Source organism: Ruegeria sp. BF6, assembly GCF_056538665.1.
In genome coordinates, this window is the sequence record NZ_JBQFTN010000002.1 from 408,466 (window position 1) to 424,512 (window position 16,047).

Consider the following 16,047-nt stretch of genomic DNA (forward strand, 5'->3'; position numbering starts at 1 on the left):
TGCCCATCCTGTCCACCATGCAGCCAGTGGCACCCGCTTGGCTGCTTGTCGTGTTCTAAGCTCCTTGAACTTGATGTCGACGGCAACTTGAACGTATACAATGGCAAGGCCTGCTGAGGAAGACGGGATCTGGCTCGAGGCACTCCAATCTCGGCTGATAGCATTTTTTACATAACCTTGATTACACCCAAAGCGACTGAGCGTTCTCAGACCTGTCGGAGTACGAAAATACTGGGACCGAATTATTGAGACTCGCTTCCCATTGAATTCAACACCTTAGGATTTTTGCCCTTTTGGAGTGTTTCGACGGTTCAAGTGCGTCAAGTCGACGTTAAACAGAATGCCAATGAGCCTCTTCGCAATCTGGAAACCGGCGCAGTGTGTCTTACTAGGGCTTGGTTGATCAGCAGAATACCCTGCCCCAGCACTCGGCCTTGAGCAGCAATTGGTCCGGCCCAAGTATCGCTGCGATGCGGCCCGTCGAAACAGCCGTTCGCTGCGGTCCAGAATCGCAAGCCATTTGAACTCACAGTTCGCGGGACTTAGCCGACCTTGGATTTTTGAATTTCGTTGACGCAGCATCTTTTTGCAGGCGCAGCACCCGCTTTGCGGCTTCACAATAGCAGATTCACCTGCCCACTGCTGGCGGTATAAGAACAAGCTTTCCTGTATGTTTCTTGGACAGGAAGTCTTCCTGAGCCATCGCGATATCGGACAACGGATAGGTTTTGGCGACTACTGGGCGGATTTCGCCTCTTTCGATATAGGTCACCAGGTTCTCGAAAACCTCGTCTTCCTGAAAGGTGCATCCGAACAGGGTGAGGTCCTTGAGATAAAGGGTGCGAACGTCAATCTCCGAGATGGGGCCCGCGATGGCACCTGCGGTGGCGTAGCGCCCCCGCGCCGCAACACGTCTAGGAAGCTCGGCCATTGATCGCCCGCCACAAGATCGACGACCACGTCCATCGCAGCTTTGTCCAGTTCCGCAACCAGGTCCGCGTTGCGGTCGATCACGCGGTCAGCACCCAGGGCAAGGACGTCATCCGCCTTGCTGGCTGAAGCCAGCGCGGCCACATATGCCCCGCGCCGCTTGGCCGGTTGCACCGCAGCGGATCCGACCCCGCCGGAAGCGCCCGTGATCAGGACCTTTTCCGCGCCCACATGCGCACGGTGCAGCATGTTTTCGGCACTGGAATAGGCGCATGGAATCGAGGCGAGTTCGGCATCGGACCAGTCACAGCTCACCTTGTGGCCCTCGCGGGCCGGGGCCAGGGTAAACTGCGCAAAACCGTCGTCGCATTCTGATCCGATGCTCCAGCATTCATAGGGTCGGTAATCCAAACAGCTGCGCAGCATGTTGCGCACGAGAACGCGCTCGCCGATGCGCGCGCTATCCACACTTTCGCCCGCGGCGACGATCCGGCCACACACATCGGCGCCTTGTATCCGAGGGAATGTCAGCGGTGTGCCGGACCAGCTCGCTTCCTGGTCATCGACCTCGTCAAACCCTTCGCCCCCGCCTGTATTGGTCTCTTCCGTCACTTTCTTGGAGTACCAGCCGATCCGCGTGTTGATATCGGTGTTGTTCACGCCTGCTGCGGTCGTCTGGATCAGCTCCTCCCCCGGACCGGGTGTCGGAGTGGGCACATCTTCGCGGTAATACAACATGTCGATGCCGCCATGGCCGACAAGTTACTCGGCGGTCATAGTTGCTGGGGTGTTTCACTCATGGGATTGGTGTCCTCTTCTGGCGGCTGAGCAATGCGTTTCTAACCTCAACGAGGTTACAGACTAGCAAAACCGCCTCAAACGAGGATTATGTCTGCAAAAGACAGAGTTTTCGTCATGCCAAACCTGAAATCCAAACTGCCCAACCTAAACGCTTTACTGTCATTTGAGGCGGCGGGTAGATGGCTCAGCTTTACCCGTGCCGCCGATGAGCTTTGCGTAACGCAAGGCGCTGTCAGCCGTCAGGTGCGGGAGTTGGAGATCTCCCTCGGAGTGACGCTGTTTCGGCGTGGGCATCGCTCTGTGGCGCTGACCGATGACGGGCGGCGCTACCATCATGCGGTGACAGTCGCCCTTGATCATTTGGCAGATGCGACAACCGATCTTGTTTTGCCACCACAGGACCGTCAGGTGACAGTGGCGGCGACAGAGGCCATCTCGATCTATTGGTTGATGCCTCTTTTGCCAGAGTTGAAGGTCCGTTTTCCCGATATCTCGATTCAGGTTCTGGCCTCTGATGCAGATCTATCGACGGCCCAGGATACGTTTGATATTGGTATTCAATTCGGCCATGGGCGTTGGGCTGGCGTGGATAAGACCTTTCTGCGCACGGGCAAAGCGGTTCCTGTCTGCAGCCCGGGGTTTCTGGATGGGCGGGCCCCGTTCGTGGATGCGGCGGACCTGCTTGATCAGCCGCTGCTGCACTTGGGTGACGCGACCATGGATTGGGTCAGCTGGCCTGCGTGGTTCCGTGCAGCGGGTGTGACGCGCGCAATGCCCACCCCTGCCATGCGACTGAATGCCTATACGTTGCTGAACAAGGCGGCTTTTGAAGGGGCCGGGATCGCGCTCGGCCTGAAGCCGCTTTTGGGTGAGCAGTTCGCGCGCGGCTGGCTGACTGTTGCTTGCGACATCCCGATGCAGACCGAGTTCAGCTTTTACCTGATCGTCCCGTCACAACGGCAATTGTCGCCGGATGGGTGCCTCGTCCGGGACTGGATCATCTCGAAATTCAGAGCCCCATCGCCGCTCTGAGCTATGACTAAAACTGAGGCAAAGCCCCTACGAGAAATGCTTTGACCACCGGAAACTATGCGGCGAGCCTGACCTCGGCCCTATCCGTTAAGCGAGGCTCGGTTCTTCATGAAAATCACCCAAATCTCCGTCTATCAGGTCGATGTACCGATAAAACCTGCCACTATTTCCCACGATCGGGTGATGTCCAATTTTGACATCACTCTGGTTCGGATCAAAACCGACGCCGGGATTGAAGGTTGGGGCGACTCTGTCCCCTGGGGCGCGAATTTTGTCCCGGCCTGGGCACGCGGGGTACGCGCAGGCCTCGAGGAACTGGCCCCGCATCTGATCGGCAAGGACCCCCGAATGGTGGGCGCAATCAACGAGGTTATGGATTTTGAAATGACCGGCCAGCCATTTGTCAAAACCGCGCTTGACGTGGCCTGTTGGGATATTTTGGGGCGATCGCTGAATGCACCGCTCTATATGCTTTTGGGAGGAATGCTGACGGAAGCGCCTGAGGTGGTCGGCTCGATACCACCCGATCCGGGGCCGGAGCTGGAAGAAGCGATTGAACGGCATCGTCGCCACGGCACGCAGCAATTGTCGGGCAAGACCAGCGGCGATGTGGCCCATGACATCGAGTATCTGCGCTGGATGAAAGAGCGGATGCGCCCAGGCGAGTCGCTCAAATATGACGGCAACGGCGGCTGGCGCGTGGATGAGGCGATCCGAGTTGCCAAAGCCATGGGTGATATCGATGTTTATTTCGAACAACCCTGCGCCACCTACGAGGAATGCAAGGAAGTGCGCCGGACCACCGGCGTTCCGCTGATACTAGACGAATCTGCCCTCGACATCGGCGTCGTTCTGCGTGCGAAAGAGGATGGCGTGCTGGATGGGCTGAACCTCAAACTGGCTCGGGTTGGCGGTATCTCCAAGATGCGCCTGATCCGCGATCTGTGCATTGCGCTGCGTGTGCCAATGGAAATCCAAGATAGTTCCTACAGCGAATTGGCTTGCTCGGTCGTCGCGCATATGGCGCATTCCACGCCCAGCCGCGCCATCCGATCCGCAATCAACGCAAAGGGGCTGTTGAAAGAGACGGTTTCAAACGCGGCGGTGGTCGAAAATGGTCGCGTCAGAGTCTCGGATTTGCCGGGCCTTGGCACGACGCCCTTGCTCAATGTGATCGGAGAGCCCATCGCCGTTTATGTTTAGAGCTAAGGATGGCCCATTCTTGCGCTAGGCAGCGACGACTGTGACGCCGCGTTTACAGTAATTCGGTGCCGCGAACACACGAAGCTAGAAATAGCAACGACCGCATAGTGCTCTGGGCTACCGCCCTCCGGCTCCCGAATCCATCATCCAGATGGACCAAAGGCCGGTCATGCACTAACAATCAAATTGGACCACTCAGGTGGGGCTGATCATTACTATTAAGGTGATCCGACATGACCCGTCGCGACACTCTTGACTGAAACTGATTTGCAGCCAGTGGCCACTGTTACAGTCAGGTTGATTTTCTTAGTTTCGCTACCTTACCCTAGTCTGGGAACTTAATGCCGAATGGCATGGTGTTTCGACGAACTGAACAGCGAAGATCACTGTGGAATCAAAACTCGCCACCACGATAATTGCAGATATCTCGGATAGCACTCCGTTCTATGAAGCAATGGGAGACGATCAGGCACAGAAGCTGATACAGTTCGAGATTGACCGACTGAGAGAATCTGCAATTTCCTTTGGTGGCGTTCCTGTAGGGCAAAAGGGCGACGACGTCTTATGCTATTTTCTTGATCAGGATGCTGCGGTTAAGTCGGCATTGGATATGATTGACAAGCCACATGGCACTTTGTTGTCCGTTCATGCAGGAGTACATCATGGTCCAATCGTTTTAGCTGAGAATGGTATTTTTGGTGAAACTGTTAATCTAACAGCCAGACTAGCCGCGGCCGCGAACCCAGGCGAGGCTTGCGTCAGTGAGAGCGTCGCCAGTTATCTGAGCCCAGACATCAAGCAGTTGCTCACCCCGATTGGACCCCTTCACTTGAAAGGAGTGAGCGATCCAGTAAAGGCTTATTCAATGCGAGCACCCACAGACGGGCTGAGTACGGTTGTGCACCCGCCGGGTCTGATTGATCGCGGCGACAATCAAGGAGCCCAGGGGAATAATTTTGCCCTTATTCTCTATCAAAACGACCGCTCATGGCGTTGCAGAGAGGGTGGTGAAATCAAAATCGGCAGATCCAAACAATGCGACGTAGTTATGACACAGCCGTGGGTCTCGCGATTACACGCTGTGCTGAACATGAAAAATGGCAAACTCATGCTAACAGATCGGAGTTCTTCTGGCACGTACGTAAAGTTTGAAAATGAAAGAGAAATTCAACTAAAACGAGAAGCGGTCATGCTTGCTGGCGGTGGTTTGATATCGCTATCTCTTCCCACTCAACACGCCGATGCCCGGCCTCTCGAATTCGAAGTCGTGCGTCGATAGCCATTTCCCAAGTCAATCTTCTGAGTTCTGTGGCGAAAGTCTCAGAAAGATATATTCATTTCGTGCTAGGATCATTTTGCAGTGCTGATTTCAACAAGCTCAGGAGGGAAGCATGCAGCTTATTCATTTAAACCTATTGTGTCGCAGTGGTTTGATCCTAGGAGCGACCGCATTTCTGTCCGCTGTGGAAGTTTCGGCACAATCAGATATGCCTAACGCCTGCCCGGTGGATGGCTGCGAAGTCCGTATCGTTTCGGTCGAAAAAAACGGTGACGAACTTACAATCACCTACGAAGCAAACTTTGAACCGGACGTCTCCAAGAACCACCTACACGCTTGGTGGGGGGAAAGTTATGCTGTCGAGCAAGTCGGCAGGAATGCTCAGAGTGAGTTTAATGTCGAGCAAGGCCGATGGCACCGACACGACGATTACCCCGCTTATGTGACCAAGGAGGCTGCCTCAACGTCGGCACGAGATGGGGCCACAACCATGTGCGTTACTGCGGCTGACAGGGATCACAACATTCTGGACGCGACCAAGTATCATTGCGTGGACGTGCAGGAGCATCTCTGAGGTAAGGGATGAGCCATGAGTTTCCCCGCTTTTATAGGCCGTTATGCCGTAGAAAGGGAAATTGCCAGCGGCGGTTTTGCAGCTGTCGTTTTGGCAAGGGACGAAGAACTGGAAGTCCCTGTCACGCTCAAGATTCTTCATGCAAATCTAGCCAGCAATGAAAAGGTCATTACACACTTCCTAGAGGAAGCGCGGTTGCTGAGGCGCATTCGATCTCCACGCGTTGTGTCCGTTCATGACGTGGGGCGGCTGGAGGACGGGCGGCCTTACTTTGTCATGGACTATGCAGATCGGGGGACTTTGGCGGAACGCCTGAAACGTCTGGAGCCAGCGTTGTTGGCTCAACGTGACGGCGTGGGCATCTTGATTGACGCGCTGGCCGATGGCTTGACGGCCGTTCACGAAGCAAACGTTGTGCATCGCGACGTCAAACCGGCAAACGTGCTTTTGCAACGCATCAAACGCCCGAAAGGCCCTGACATCGGAGACACTTTTAGTGCGCTTGTTGAGCCAGACGAAAGAGTCTTTCTGGCTGACTTGGGAATCGCAAAGGACATGGCGATTGACGTGACTGGGGCGACTATGATGGCCGGAACACCGCTCTATCAAGCGCCGGAACAGGTCGAAAGCGGACAACCTGTTACTCCAATGACCGACGTTTACTCGGCGACGGCACTCATGTGGCACGTTTTGACTGGTCGGGCGCCGCCACCGTTTCACCGTATCTCAGAGAACTTGCCGGAGTTGCCAGAGATGTGGCGCGACTGCATCGGGCATGGAATGGCGCTGGACCCTGAAGCGCGATTTCAGCAAATGGTGTCTTGGCGGGATGCAATGAATGATGCTTTGGACCGGGATCGACGAGAAGCCGCTTCCGAGGCTGTTACGCAGATTTCAGAGAGTCAGGCTGAATGCCCCTACAAAGGACTGGCAGCCTTTCAGTCCGAAGACGCAAGGTATTTTTTTGGTAGGGAAGATCTGGTCGAAGAGCTTGTCAACAGGCTTCAACAAGGCCGAATGCTGGTATTGGGCGGCTCATCGGGAAGTGGGAAATCATCGGTACTTCGTGCCGGATTGCTCCCTGCCTTGGCAGCAAATGCAATACACGGAAGCGAAAACTGGCGTGTTTGTGTTTTCACACCCGGCCGGGACCCAATGACGGATTTGTATTTCCAACTCATCGGGGACAATTCACATCTTACCGCTCAGATATCACTTAACGATTTTATCGCTTTTCCCAGCGCAGCGCGTCGCCTCGCGACGGCCAACGAAGGCGAACTGCTTATTTGCATAGATCAGTTCGAAGAACTTTTTACCCTGGTCACACAAGAGCGCAGAATGAAGTTCTTAGAAGCTTTGTCTGCAATGACCGACCCTGCAGATAGCCGCGTTCGAACTGTGATCACCATTCGCGCCGACTTTTACGCTTCATGTGCAGAAATACCTTGGCTTGCTGACCGGATATCGGAAAACCAACTGTTGGTGGGGCCGATGACCCGTGCGGAACTACGCCGAGCAATCAGTGAGCCTTCACGTGCAGCCGGGCTGCATATGGACAGGTCTCTGATAGACGCAATTGTCGATGAAGCAGGCAAAGAGGCTGGCTCGTTACCTCTAGTGGCGCATTCGCTTTATGAAACCTACATCCGACGCAAGGGTGCAACCATGTCTCTGGACGGCTACAGAGAGGCAGGAGGCGTGGCGGGTGCAATTAGCCAAACAGCCGAAACACTGTTTTCGAACAGTTTTGATGAGGACCAGCAAAAGGCCACGCAGCGATTGTTTTTGCGATTGGTAACACCCGGCGAGGGTACGCCGGATACGCGCAGGTTGCTTCCGATAGACGAGGTTGAACAAGACGTTGCACCGGACACAACCCGGAAGGTTGTTGAAGCCCTGACAGACGCACGCCTTTTGACGGTGGATGAAGACACCGTTCAAATCGCGCATGAGGCCCTTCTCCGCACTTGGCCAAGATTGAATTCCTGGATCGAGGATAGCCGAGACGATCTGCGAATGCGCCAACGTATTCAGCATGACGCTGCAGAGTGGGAACAGGATAGCCGCGAACCTGACTTGTTATATCGCGGAACAAGGCTGTTGGCTGCGGAAGAGTGGTCGGTTGACAACGAAAACGAGTTGGGAAAGCTTGAACGAGAGTTCCTCGGACAGGCGCGTGAGGCGCGTGAGGCAGCTCTGAAGGCATCTAGTCGGCGCAAACGGCGGCGGCGTCTCTACTTTCAGATTGCAGCTGGTGCGCTGGCTGTACTGACCATTGGGGCGACGGGTGCTTCAATTCTGGCAATTCGTGCATCCAACCTTGCTGAAACCAATCGCAAGATTGCAGTTGCCGCGACAGCAGAAGCCAACGAGCGGTTCGCGCGCGCGCTCGGAGCGGCCGCAAATGGCCTATCTCAGTCAGACCCACTGCTCGCTCTTTCCTTAAGTGCAGAAGCCATCGCCCGAGCCAACTCGGCCAGTTCCACCTCTGATGCGCGGTCTGCAATGCTATTGGCGCGCCAGAAACTGAGCGAACCAGGCCTTATTCCGTTGGGTAGCCCACTTACGGTCGGAGACGCTCAAACCATGGACCTTGATGCCGCAGGACAACGGGTGGCCGTCGGATTAAGAGATGGACGAATTGTGATCCACAGCACCAATTCGGATGAAGGTGTTTTGGCTGAATTGGTAGGACATTCGGGGGGGATTCGAGATCTGGCCTTCTCACCGAACGGAAGCCTTCTCTTGTCGGCTGCAACCGACGGAGAGGTCCGTTTGTGGGATGTTGGTCCTTCTCGAATTGGTCCGGTCACAACCCTGTTTTCCGGTGACGATGTCGCGTTCGGCGTAGCCTTCGATTCAATTAGCAGACGCGCAGCCTCTGCAACCGGAGACGGTACGGTACGCCTTTGGGACGTTTCGACCGGGATGCAAATAGGTCCACCCCTTGCGGAACAGCAACTGGGTTTCAAACGAGTCGCTTTTTCCCCGGTGTTGGAAGGTTTGGTAGCCGGAAATGTCGACGGGTCCATCTACGGATGGGTGGACATAGATGCACGTCCGGCCTTTCCGCCGATACCCGGTGGTCCGCTGGGTCCCGATCCTGACCACCTTTCATTCAGCAGCGACGGCAGTCTTTTTGTCGTCTCCCATACGAATGGAAAGGTCACGACGATCGGATTTCCATCAGGTGGTCCAATCGTTGATCGTTTTACCCACGCTGATGCGGTTGTAGCTGCAGCGTTTTCCGGCACAAAAAACGTTCTTGTGGGCGCCACGGTAAACGGAACTCTCATATTGGAAGATGCCAACTTGTTGCCTATTGGGGACGAAGTGCAAGCGCACAGCCAGAGCATCGTAGATATTAAAACTGCCACGCAGGTTCCCATTCTGGCGACACTTGGTAGGGACCAACAGGTCCGTATTTGGCAGGTCGCTTACGAAACAAGCAGCGACAATACCTTGACCTTTGAAGGTGGGAAAAAGGCTCTTGGCATTGCGTATAGCCCTGATGGAAAGAAGATTGCCGTAGGCGATGGCGAAGGCAATGTGTGGATTTGGGATGTAGGCTCCACCATGAAACCCATGTTGTTAAGGGGGCATCGAAATCAGGTTTGGGCCGTAGCGTTTTCGCAAGATGGCCGACACCTTGTCACGGGTGATCGGGATGGCACTATCCGGATTTGGGACCCAATTTCCTTGCAGCTTAAAGAAGAATTCAGCTTGGGTCAGGCGCCGGTCTGGAACATTGCGCCTACCGCCTCATCGTTGTTTTTTGCCGCCGCGGGGAATGGGGTTCATAGAATTGATGCTGCAGACACAAGTATAGTCGAAACGATTGGGTTGCCCGAAACGGCCATAAACCGAGTAACCATTTCTTCGGACGATGCCAGGCTTGCGGCAGCTTCCGCCAACGGAAAGGTCTATATCTGGAGTATTACACGTAATGAGTTGGAAAACGTGATAGACGCGGACGATAACACGCTCTGGAGTGTTGCGTTTTCGACTGACAATTCAAAAGTTGCATCGGCGTCAAGCGACGAAGTGGTAAAAGTCTGGGATTTGGCAAGCGGCGACGAACTGGCGTCGTATGGCGGGCACAAAGGCGGCGCGACGGATATTGCCTTTTTGGCAGATGGCGCGACCTTGGTTGCAGTCGACAGATCAGGAGATTTGCATTGGTGGGACACGGCGGTGAACCGACGTCTCATGCCTGTTCAGAAAGTGCACGCAGCCCCAAGTTGGAGAATTGCACTGGCGCCAGATGGTCATTCCTTTGCGACCACAAATGAAGAGGGTGTGACCCGCGTTTGGGACAGATTGAGTTTGGAAATTGCCTGTGCATTGGGCAACCCGACTTTTGACAGAGAAAGACGAATTCAATTTTTAGGCAGTCAAAAGCCAGAAACCAGTTGTGAGACCTTCCATGAGTAGTCAGGAGTCAGAACTGCAAAAGCCTTTGAGTATCGGAGAGTTCAGCCCGTCTTGTTTCCTTGTTTTCGCGGCAGAAGACCAAGTTTCTTACTTCTCTGGGCTGGAAGATACCTATCAAGAGGATCTTAATTTCTTTGCTCGTTGTCGAAATTGTCGCTGGAGCCCATTTCGTTCCCGGCAAATTTCAGTATCTGCCTGATCTGTCATGAGGAGCGCTTGTGTTCTTGAATCGCACTGGTTTCAACTGACATCACGATGATGGAAACATTGTCTGGCGCTCCCTGCGCAAGCGTAGCTTCGAGCAGTCGCTTCACGGCTGTTCCGTTTGAATGAGACAAAACCTGCTCAATGAACGGAATCGGAACTACATCCGTCAGTCCGTCGCTGCAAATCAAGTATTTCGAACCCTCGCTTACTGGCTCGATACCTGTATGGGGATCAATATCATGGAAACTTGGTGTCCCCCCGAGGGATTGAGACAACGCAGGTTTTTTTAAGCTCGAAAGGGCTGCCTCCGAGATGAGGTCATCCACACTTAACTGGTGCAAAATCTTATTGCGATAACGAAAGACTTTACTGTCCCCCACATTGAACCAGATCAGTTTGTCGGAGAAACAAACCACGCCGGCTACGGTCGTACCCATCCCCTCAAAAAGTGAGTTTTCAGCTGCCAGATCGTATAAATTCCGATTTGTATTTCTTAAGAATTCAACAAGTTCGTAGGGACTCGTTAGTCCCGATGTACGTGAAAGAAATGCGTTTACGGCCATTTCACTCGCGTACTCTCCAGCGCGATGACCTCCCAAACCATCAGCTATCAGAGCCAGTTGGCCGGTGGGCTCAGAAAACTCAAACCTATAGGGCTCGGCCATTGAACGCTGCTCTTTCCAAGATCCCGCCAAGATGCAGTCTTGATTGGAGGGACGAGCGCGTCCGGTGTTTGTAAGGGCCGATCCTAAAATTTTCATGATTGTGTCAATTCAATATACTGTTTTGCGGCTTTCGAGAAATGCGACCATGATTAGACGGCAATGATAAGCCCATTTGTTTTAAACGTATAACTGAAAACGTGATTGCCAGCTTGTTTGGGCGTTCTGCACAGGTCATGCATCATGCATTACAATTCCGCCCAAAATACCGCGCCTGAAAGGTCTACGGTTTTCGCCTAAGATCATCGCCTATGCTGTTTGGGACTGCTATCGCTTCGCGCTCAGTACCGCCGATGTTGAAGATCTGCTTGCGGAACGCGGAGTAGCGGGCAATTGACGCCTCTTGCCTGAAACGATCAGCTACCCACCGCATACTCTGACAGTGATGGCACAGTTTGTGCCCGCGTGAGTCACGATCTGGAAAGCTTGGAACACCATTAGGGCACCACTGACGTGGACCACGCCCCGATATTCTGACGTATCCGGTGTTGAACTCAATTCACGGTTTGACCGAAGACCGCTAGTTTGCGCGCGAACTTCCCCGTTTTTCCACCGGCCTTGATTGCTTGCAAAGCTGACTGAACGTCCGACGACCCCGCCGGTTCATCAAATGCCACGCAAAGCTCGTATAGCAGTTCCAGAATGCTGCCCAGATCACGCGGAAGCACTGCCGGCAGGTCGACCATCATGCCCGCCAACGCAGTTTTCACCACCCGCGCATGGGTGTTGGAAATTCCGGCCAATTGGGTCAATCGCTTGGTCCACCGTCGCAGCGGCAGGTTCGCGTGAAACACAAGGGAATGCGCGGCTGATGCAAACGCGCTTGGGTCAAACAACTGCTGAGCCATCAATGTGGCCATTGCATCAATTGTTGTTGATCCGACACCGTCATCGGCACTGGCAAGATACCAGGAGAGCATGGCGTGTGCCATCACTCCGGGCTTGGGATCGGGGCGGAACAGCGGATCCAGGAACATCAGGCAATGATGATTGGTCAGCTTCTGGTCCAGTTCCAGTTCGAAAATGCCGGTTGCAAAGAACAACTCGGTATGCGCTGGTCGGATCAATCCCACCCAGGAGTTCGGGTGCATCATCCAACTGCTGCCCGGATCGCTCAAAAAAATGTGCTCAGATTTTGCAGGCAGGGCAAAACCCAATGCAGCATCGATATTATCGGGAATTGGCGGGGTGATCCGGATTTTGGGCTTCGGCCAACTATATTGATCTATCCGCCGAATATCTGCGAAGAACTCAAACCGTGCCGGGTGACCCACACCCGGTATTGGTCCGCCAATGAGGGACTCTATGCGTGGATCGGCACGCAGCGGCAGGGTCGACGACCACGCAATCGCCCATAGCTGTTTGTCCACTTCTGGTGGCAAGTCAGCCCCCAACGCATAAGCAAGCGCCCTTTCCGGTTCAGATAGCAGCTGCACGTCGTTCAAGGCCGTTTCATGCCCTTCGGGCGCCAAACGCATAAGCGCCAGTTTGAAATCAGTGTCACCCGGTCGGGCGCCGATCTTTCGGTATTCTGCCAGCCGTTCGATCAACTGTCCCGCCGCCAGATACCCGCGGTTGTCACCGGGCGCCGACAGCATGGGTGCCGCGTGCCCCTTCCGCACAAGAGCAAGCACCTCTTGCGCCCGGGCCGCAAACATCCCCTCAAAGCTGTTGCGTTCAATCCCAAGCGGCGTGTGCCCGGAATACCGAGGCGTAAGGAATGGCTGCAGTTCATCCTCAAAATCCGTCCCGTTGGCCCATGCCAGCGCGGTAGCCACGATTGGTTTTTCGAAGTTCCCTACCCCGCTAAACACATCTTGCACCATGCGGTTTCTTAATTGATTTGCCCGCTTCGCCAGGGGGGACAACAAGGGATCAGCTGCCGCCCCGAAACGGGCCAAACCGTCAAATGCGCGTTCTGTCAAAAACGGGTCGCGACCGTCTTCCAATAGCTCAAGAAACACCGCCACGGCTTCTTCGGCCGAGGCGACCGGACGAAGGACCTCGAGCTTTGCCACCAGATCATCGGCATCAGGCAGAGGGGTTGGTTTGCCGCCCCCCAAAATATTTGCAAGCCTTCCCTGAACTGTCGGCGCGGCAAAGTCCATGTAATCGCGCAGTTTTTCCTGAACCTCTGGTTCAGAGTGCTGGCCCAAGGATTCGATCAGGTCCAAAGCCCTTGCCTGCACATCTCCGGCTTCGGAAATCAGGGCTGATACCGCCATCAGAGCCACGTCAGTTGCCCTGTCGGGATGGCACTTGGCGCAGCTTTTCAGCAATTGCAGCGCCAAGACGGCACTGGATTTCTGGCGGCCTTGTAATGCGGGCTCGATCGAAGCCAACAGCGCGACAGGATCAATTCCGCTCAGTTTGTCGATCCTTTTCAACACCTTCAACGCAAAGGCCATAGTCGGAGGCGCAGAGCTGCCAAGCAAGTCCAGATACCGCGTGGTCCGGTGCAAAACCTCTGTGTCCGTAGGGCAAAGGCTGGTGTGAAACCGCGAGTACCATCCGGCCCGAAACTGCCCGAAATCCCGTTCAAGCGCATCCAGTGAGGCGTCCAACAGCCGGTCTCGGTCCAATGTGCCGTCGTCGCACAGGCCGATCAGGAAATCTGACCAAGATACCCCCGGCCCGCAGTATTTGTCATGTGCGGAAAGGCTAAGGTCACCGCCTCCTTCAACCTCGAAAAACCGCCAGACGTCATGCGTCAGAAACTGCTTACGCGCAGGGCCGGGAATGGCCGCTTGGTGCGCATAGTAACCCAGTATGTAGGCGTCCGTCTGCGGGATGCTGCACTGCCCTTGTGCATAAAGCGCATGGACCACTTCGATCAGGCGGGGGTTGTCTTCAACCGCCGCCAGCGCCCAATCGTCCATCCAACTGAGGTCAAGGGCGCCGAATACATCCGTCAGAGGGATCGAACGCGGCAGGATACGCCAATCTCCGCATCTATATTCGGATGGGCGCGCTGTCGCCAGAATCGCGACTCCAAGCGCATCGCTGTCCTTGGCCAAATTCAGAGCCTGTTTTTTACCGCTGAACTGGGCATCCCAATACGCTTTTTCATACGCTTTCTGCGTTTTAAGCGCGATCGGAGCAAAGGCGCGACGGTCGGCTTCAGGGATACCACAAAGTGTCTTCAGCACGTGACGCACCCGCTTGGTTGAAATCAGTTTCACGAATTCTGCTTCGGTCACTGCAAGCGCTCCATTTCCAGTTCCGCGGCCAGAATGTGCTTGCAGGGGCCGCGTGTGTTTTTGTTTCTGGCATACCATGGGCACGTGCAACTCGGCGCGCTATCGCAAAAACGCACTCGATGAAATGCCGCGTCGCTGATCACCTCTGCACCGTCCTGATCAAGTGTGACCGCCCGGGCATCCACCAGTTCCCGAGCTGCTTTCAGGCGGGGGTTCATTGCCTCGATCCGGTCCATGTCGAACGGAAGAACTCTGTGAAACCAAGTGGAATGGGCAAGGTCAAACCCCACAAGACCCAAGGCCGCCAGACGCGACATAGCCGTGTTGACCCGATCATGAGACAGTCCGCTGCTGTGGGCCAAAGGAGACAGGTTCAAACTGTCCTGCCAGTTAAACTGCGCCCGTAGGGCGGCAATATTCGCTTCATTCCGCACCAGATCTGACAGAAGCCGGCCATCGCCGGAAAACCCGCGCCAAGGTTCGGCATTTAGTACCAGGGTCAACCGCTGCGATCCGAAATCGAGCATCCAGGCCGAGCTTTGCAACGCGTGATTGCCATAGACATGAAGAGCGGCGGCCCTGCCAACTAACGTTTCGAACACCCTTAGTCGATGACCTCCACGCAACGGCACGCTGCCGGGTGCCTGACGGGTCGTGGTTCTGACCCTCGAACCTGAGGCGGCGATCCAGATCCGGTGTTCCGACTTCGAGCGCGGCAAGCTGCGGAGAAACCGCCGGGCCGATACGGAGGGCAACGAGAACGCTTTCTCCATTCCCGACAGGTGCCCCTGCACTTCGCCAAAACCCTTGATCCACCGCAAGGGCAGTGGGACCTTGCGCTCGGTGACGTTGGCGCGTTCATGCGCCAGTCCAACCGCACGGGCTCTGATTGCAATCTCCAGACGACTTTCCGGTCGGGTCTGAGCCAACAGCGCCCGCAATTCGGCCCCGAAATCCACGTTTGTGGTTCCTTTGCCGCGGTGTTCGACCTCAAGAGCGTCTTCATCAATATCCAGACGGATGTAGGCGCTACAACAGGCTGAGAAACCTTCGAACCGGACTGTTGTCGGGCCAACGGTCGCAACGGGATCGGCTTCGCGCAATATCCGTGACAACATGGATGGCGGGACGTAAAACCTTGACCCCACGATTTCAGAAACCGCACGCAACGCTCTGGCTGTCACGTCGGGTTCTTTCGCAAAAGCCTTCAGAAAAGTACGCGGTTCATCGACACCAGTCTGATCCGCAACAAGAAACAATGACCGGTCTTGATCCTGCCCGACCAGTGTCGAGCGGCCTGTATAGCGGTAAACGTGGTCAACTCCGGTCATTCCGGCATTCCTGAAATCTGGCTCAATGAACCATGACTTTATAATGATCTAGGAAACAGATTGACGGGGTAAAGATGTCAACAATGAGACCCTTTACCGTCTGGCCTGCGGGCTGTGATCTTCGGGCATTTGTAAGCTCAATTGTTTTCAACTGGGCAATACTTTTTTTGAGCCTATGTTGAAATCGGAACTCAGATCCTTTCATGCCGGGCCCGAATTGCTGGCCATCACCTCACGCTTGCACCACGCCGAGGTTGATGCGGAAACCGAAAAGCGCGGGATTCGAATTCGTCCCCTGCCCCAATTTGCGGGCGATTCCGATCACGGTTGCCAA

At 54.9% G+C, this 16,047-nt stretch carries 10 protein-coding genes and 1 pseudogene; 6 read left to right on the plus strand and 5 right to left on the minus strand.

What is annotated here, in order from left to right; translation table 11 throughout:
* Positions 1 to 628: 628 nt before the first annotated feature.
* Positions 629 to 874: a zinc-binding dehydrogenase gene (locus tag ACR0IM_RS10020; RefSeq protein WP_480681815.1), complete on the minus strand. Its 246-nt coding sequence runs from the start codon at positions 872 to 874 to the stop codon at positions 629 to 631.
* Positions 769 to 1,668: an alcohol dehydrogenase catalytic domain-containing protein gene (locus tag ACR0IM_RS10025; RefSeq protein WP_480681764.1), complete on the minus strand. Its 900-nt coding sequence runs from the start codon at positions 1,666 to 1,668 to the stop codon at positions 769 to 771. Before ACR0IM_RS10025 ends, ACR0IM_RS10020 begins: the two co-directional genes overlap by 106 nt.
* 177 nt (positions 1,669 to 1,845) lie before the next feature.
* Between ACR0IM_RS10025 and ACR0IM_RS10030 the strand changes: the two genes are divergently transcribed.
* The 5 genes from ACR0IM_RS10030 (at position 1,846) to ACR0IM_RS10050 (ending at position 10,253) form a co-directional block, all read left to right on the plus strand.
* Positions 1,846 to 2,763 (plus strand): LysR substrate-binding domain-containing protein, encoded by a 918-nt coding sequence (locus ACR0IM_RS10030; protein ID WP_480681765.1) that lies wholly within the window; start codon positions 1,846 to 1,848, stop codon positions 2,761 to 2,763.
* A 108-nt stretch (positions 2,764 to 2,871) separates the two neighbouring features.
* Positions 2,872 to 3,966 carry a mandelate racemase/muconate lactonizing enzyme family protein gene (locus ACR0IM_RS10035; protein ID WP_480681766.1) on the plus strand — a complete coding sequence of 365 codons (1,095 nt, stop codon included), beginning with the start codon at positions 2,872 to 2,874 and terminating at the stop codon, positions 3,964 to 3,966.
* A 388-nt stretch (positions 3,967 to 4,354) separates the two neighbouring features.
* Entirely contained in the window at positions 4,355 to 5,245 is an 891-nt protein-coding gene (locus ACR0IM_RS10040) for an FHA domain-containing protein (RefSeq protein WP_480681767.1), read from the plus strand.
* Between the two features lie 112 nt (positions 5,246 to 5,357).
* On the plus strand, positions 5,358 to 5,819 hold the full coding sequence (locus ACR0IM_RS10045) for a hypothetical protein (protein WP_480594866.1): 462 nt from the start codon (positions 5,358 to 5,360) through the stop codon (positions 5,817 to 5,819).
* A gap of 15 nt (positions 5,820 to 5,834) precedes the next feature.
* A complete protein-coding gene (locus tag ACR0IM_RS10050) occupies positions 5,835 to 10,253 on the plus strand; it encodes a WD40 repeat domain-containing serine/threonine protein kinase (RefSeq protein WP_480681768.1) in 4,419 nt (1,472 codons plus the stop codon).
* A gap of 203 nt (positions 10,254 to 10,456) precedes the next feature.
* On the opposite strand, the gene ACR0IM_RS10055 is transcribed toward ACR0IM_RS10050, so the two are convergent.
* On the minus strand, positions 10,457 to 11,125 hold the full coding sequence (locus ACR0IM_RS10055; RefSeq protein ID WP_480681770.1) for a PP2C family protein-serine/threonine phosphatase: 669 nt from the start codon (positions 11,123 to 11,125) through the stop codon (positions 10,457 to 10,459).
* 250 nt (positions 11,126 to 11,375) lie between these two features.
* Between ACR0IM_RS10055 and ACR0IM_RS10060 the strand changes: the two are divergent.
* Positions 11,376 to 11,507 (plus strand): annotated as a pseudogene (locus ACR0IM_RS10060) (IS6 family transposase); the annotation flags it as partial.
* Between the two features lie 169 nt (positions 11,508 to 11,676).
* Here ACR0IM_RS10060 and ACR0IM_RS10065 read toward each other — a convergent pair.
* Both ACR0IM_RS10065 and ACR0IM_RS10070 read right to left on the minus strand, forming a co-directional pair.
* Positions 11,677 to 14,382 carry a DUF6493 family protein gene (locus ACR0IM_RS10065; protein ID WP_480681772.1) on the minus strand — a complete coding sequence of 902 codons (2,706 nt, stop codon included), beginning with the start codon at positions 14,380 to 14,382 and terminating at the stop codon, positions 11,677 to 11,679.
* The gene (locus ACR0IM_RS10070) at positions 14,379 to 15,713 is read right to left on the minus strand and encodes an SWIM zinc finger family protein (RefSeq protein ID WP_480681773.1); all 1,335 of its coding nucleotides are present in this window, start codon (positions 15,711 to 15,713) and stop codon (positions 14,379 to 14,381) included. Before ACR0IM_RS10070 ends, ACR0IM_RS10065 begins: the two co-directional genes overlap by 4 nt.
* Positions 15,714 to 16,047: the final 334 nt, after the last annotated feature.

Coding starts and splice junctions, on each gene's coding strand:
- ACR0IM_RS10050 (WP_480681768.1), top strand. CDS start 5,835: ATGAGTTTCCCCGCTTTTATAGGCCGTTATGCCGTAGAAAGGGAAATT.
- ACR0IM_RS10070 (WP_480681773.1), bottom strand. CDS start 15,713: ATGACCGGAGTTGACCACGTTTACCGCTATACAGGCCGCTCGACACTG.
- ACR0IM_RS10030 (WP_480681765.1), top strand. CDS start 1,846: ATGCCAAACCTGAAATCCAAACTGCCCAACCTAAACGCTTTACTGTCA.
- ACR0IM_RS10055 (WP_480681770.1), bottom strand. CDS start 11,125: ATGGCCGAGCCCTATAGGTTTGAGTTTTCTGAGCCCACCGGCCAACTG.
- ACR0IM_RS10035 (WP_480681766.1), top strand. CDS start 2,872: ATGAAAATCACCCAAATCTCCGTCTATCAGGTCGATGTACCGATAAAA.
- ACR0IM_RS10025 (WP_480681764.1), bottom strand. CDS start 1,668: ATGTTGTATTACCGCGAAGATGTGCCCACTCCGACACCCGGTCCGGGG.
- ACR0IM_RS10045 (WP_480594866.1), top strand. CDS start 5,358: ATGCAGCTTATTCATTTAAACCTATTGTGTCGCAGTGGTTTGATCCTA.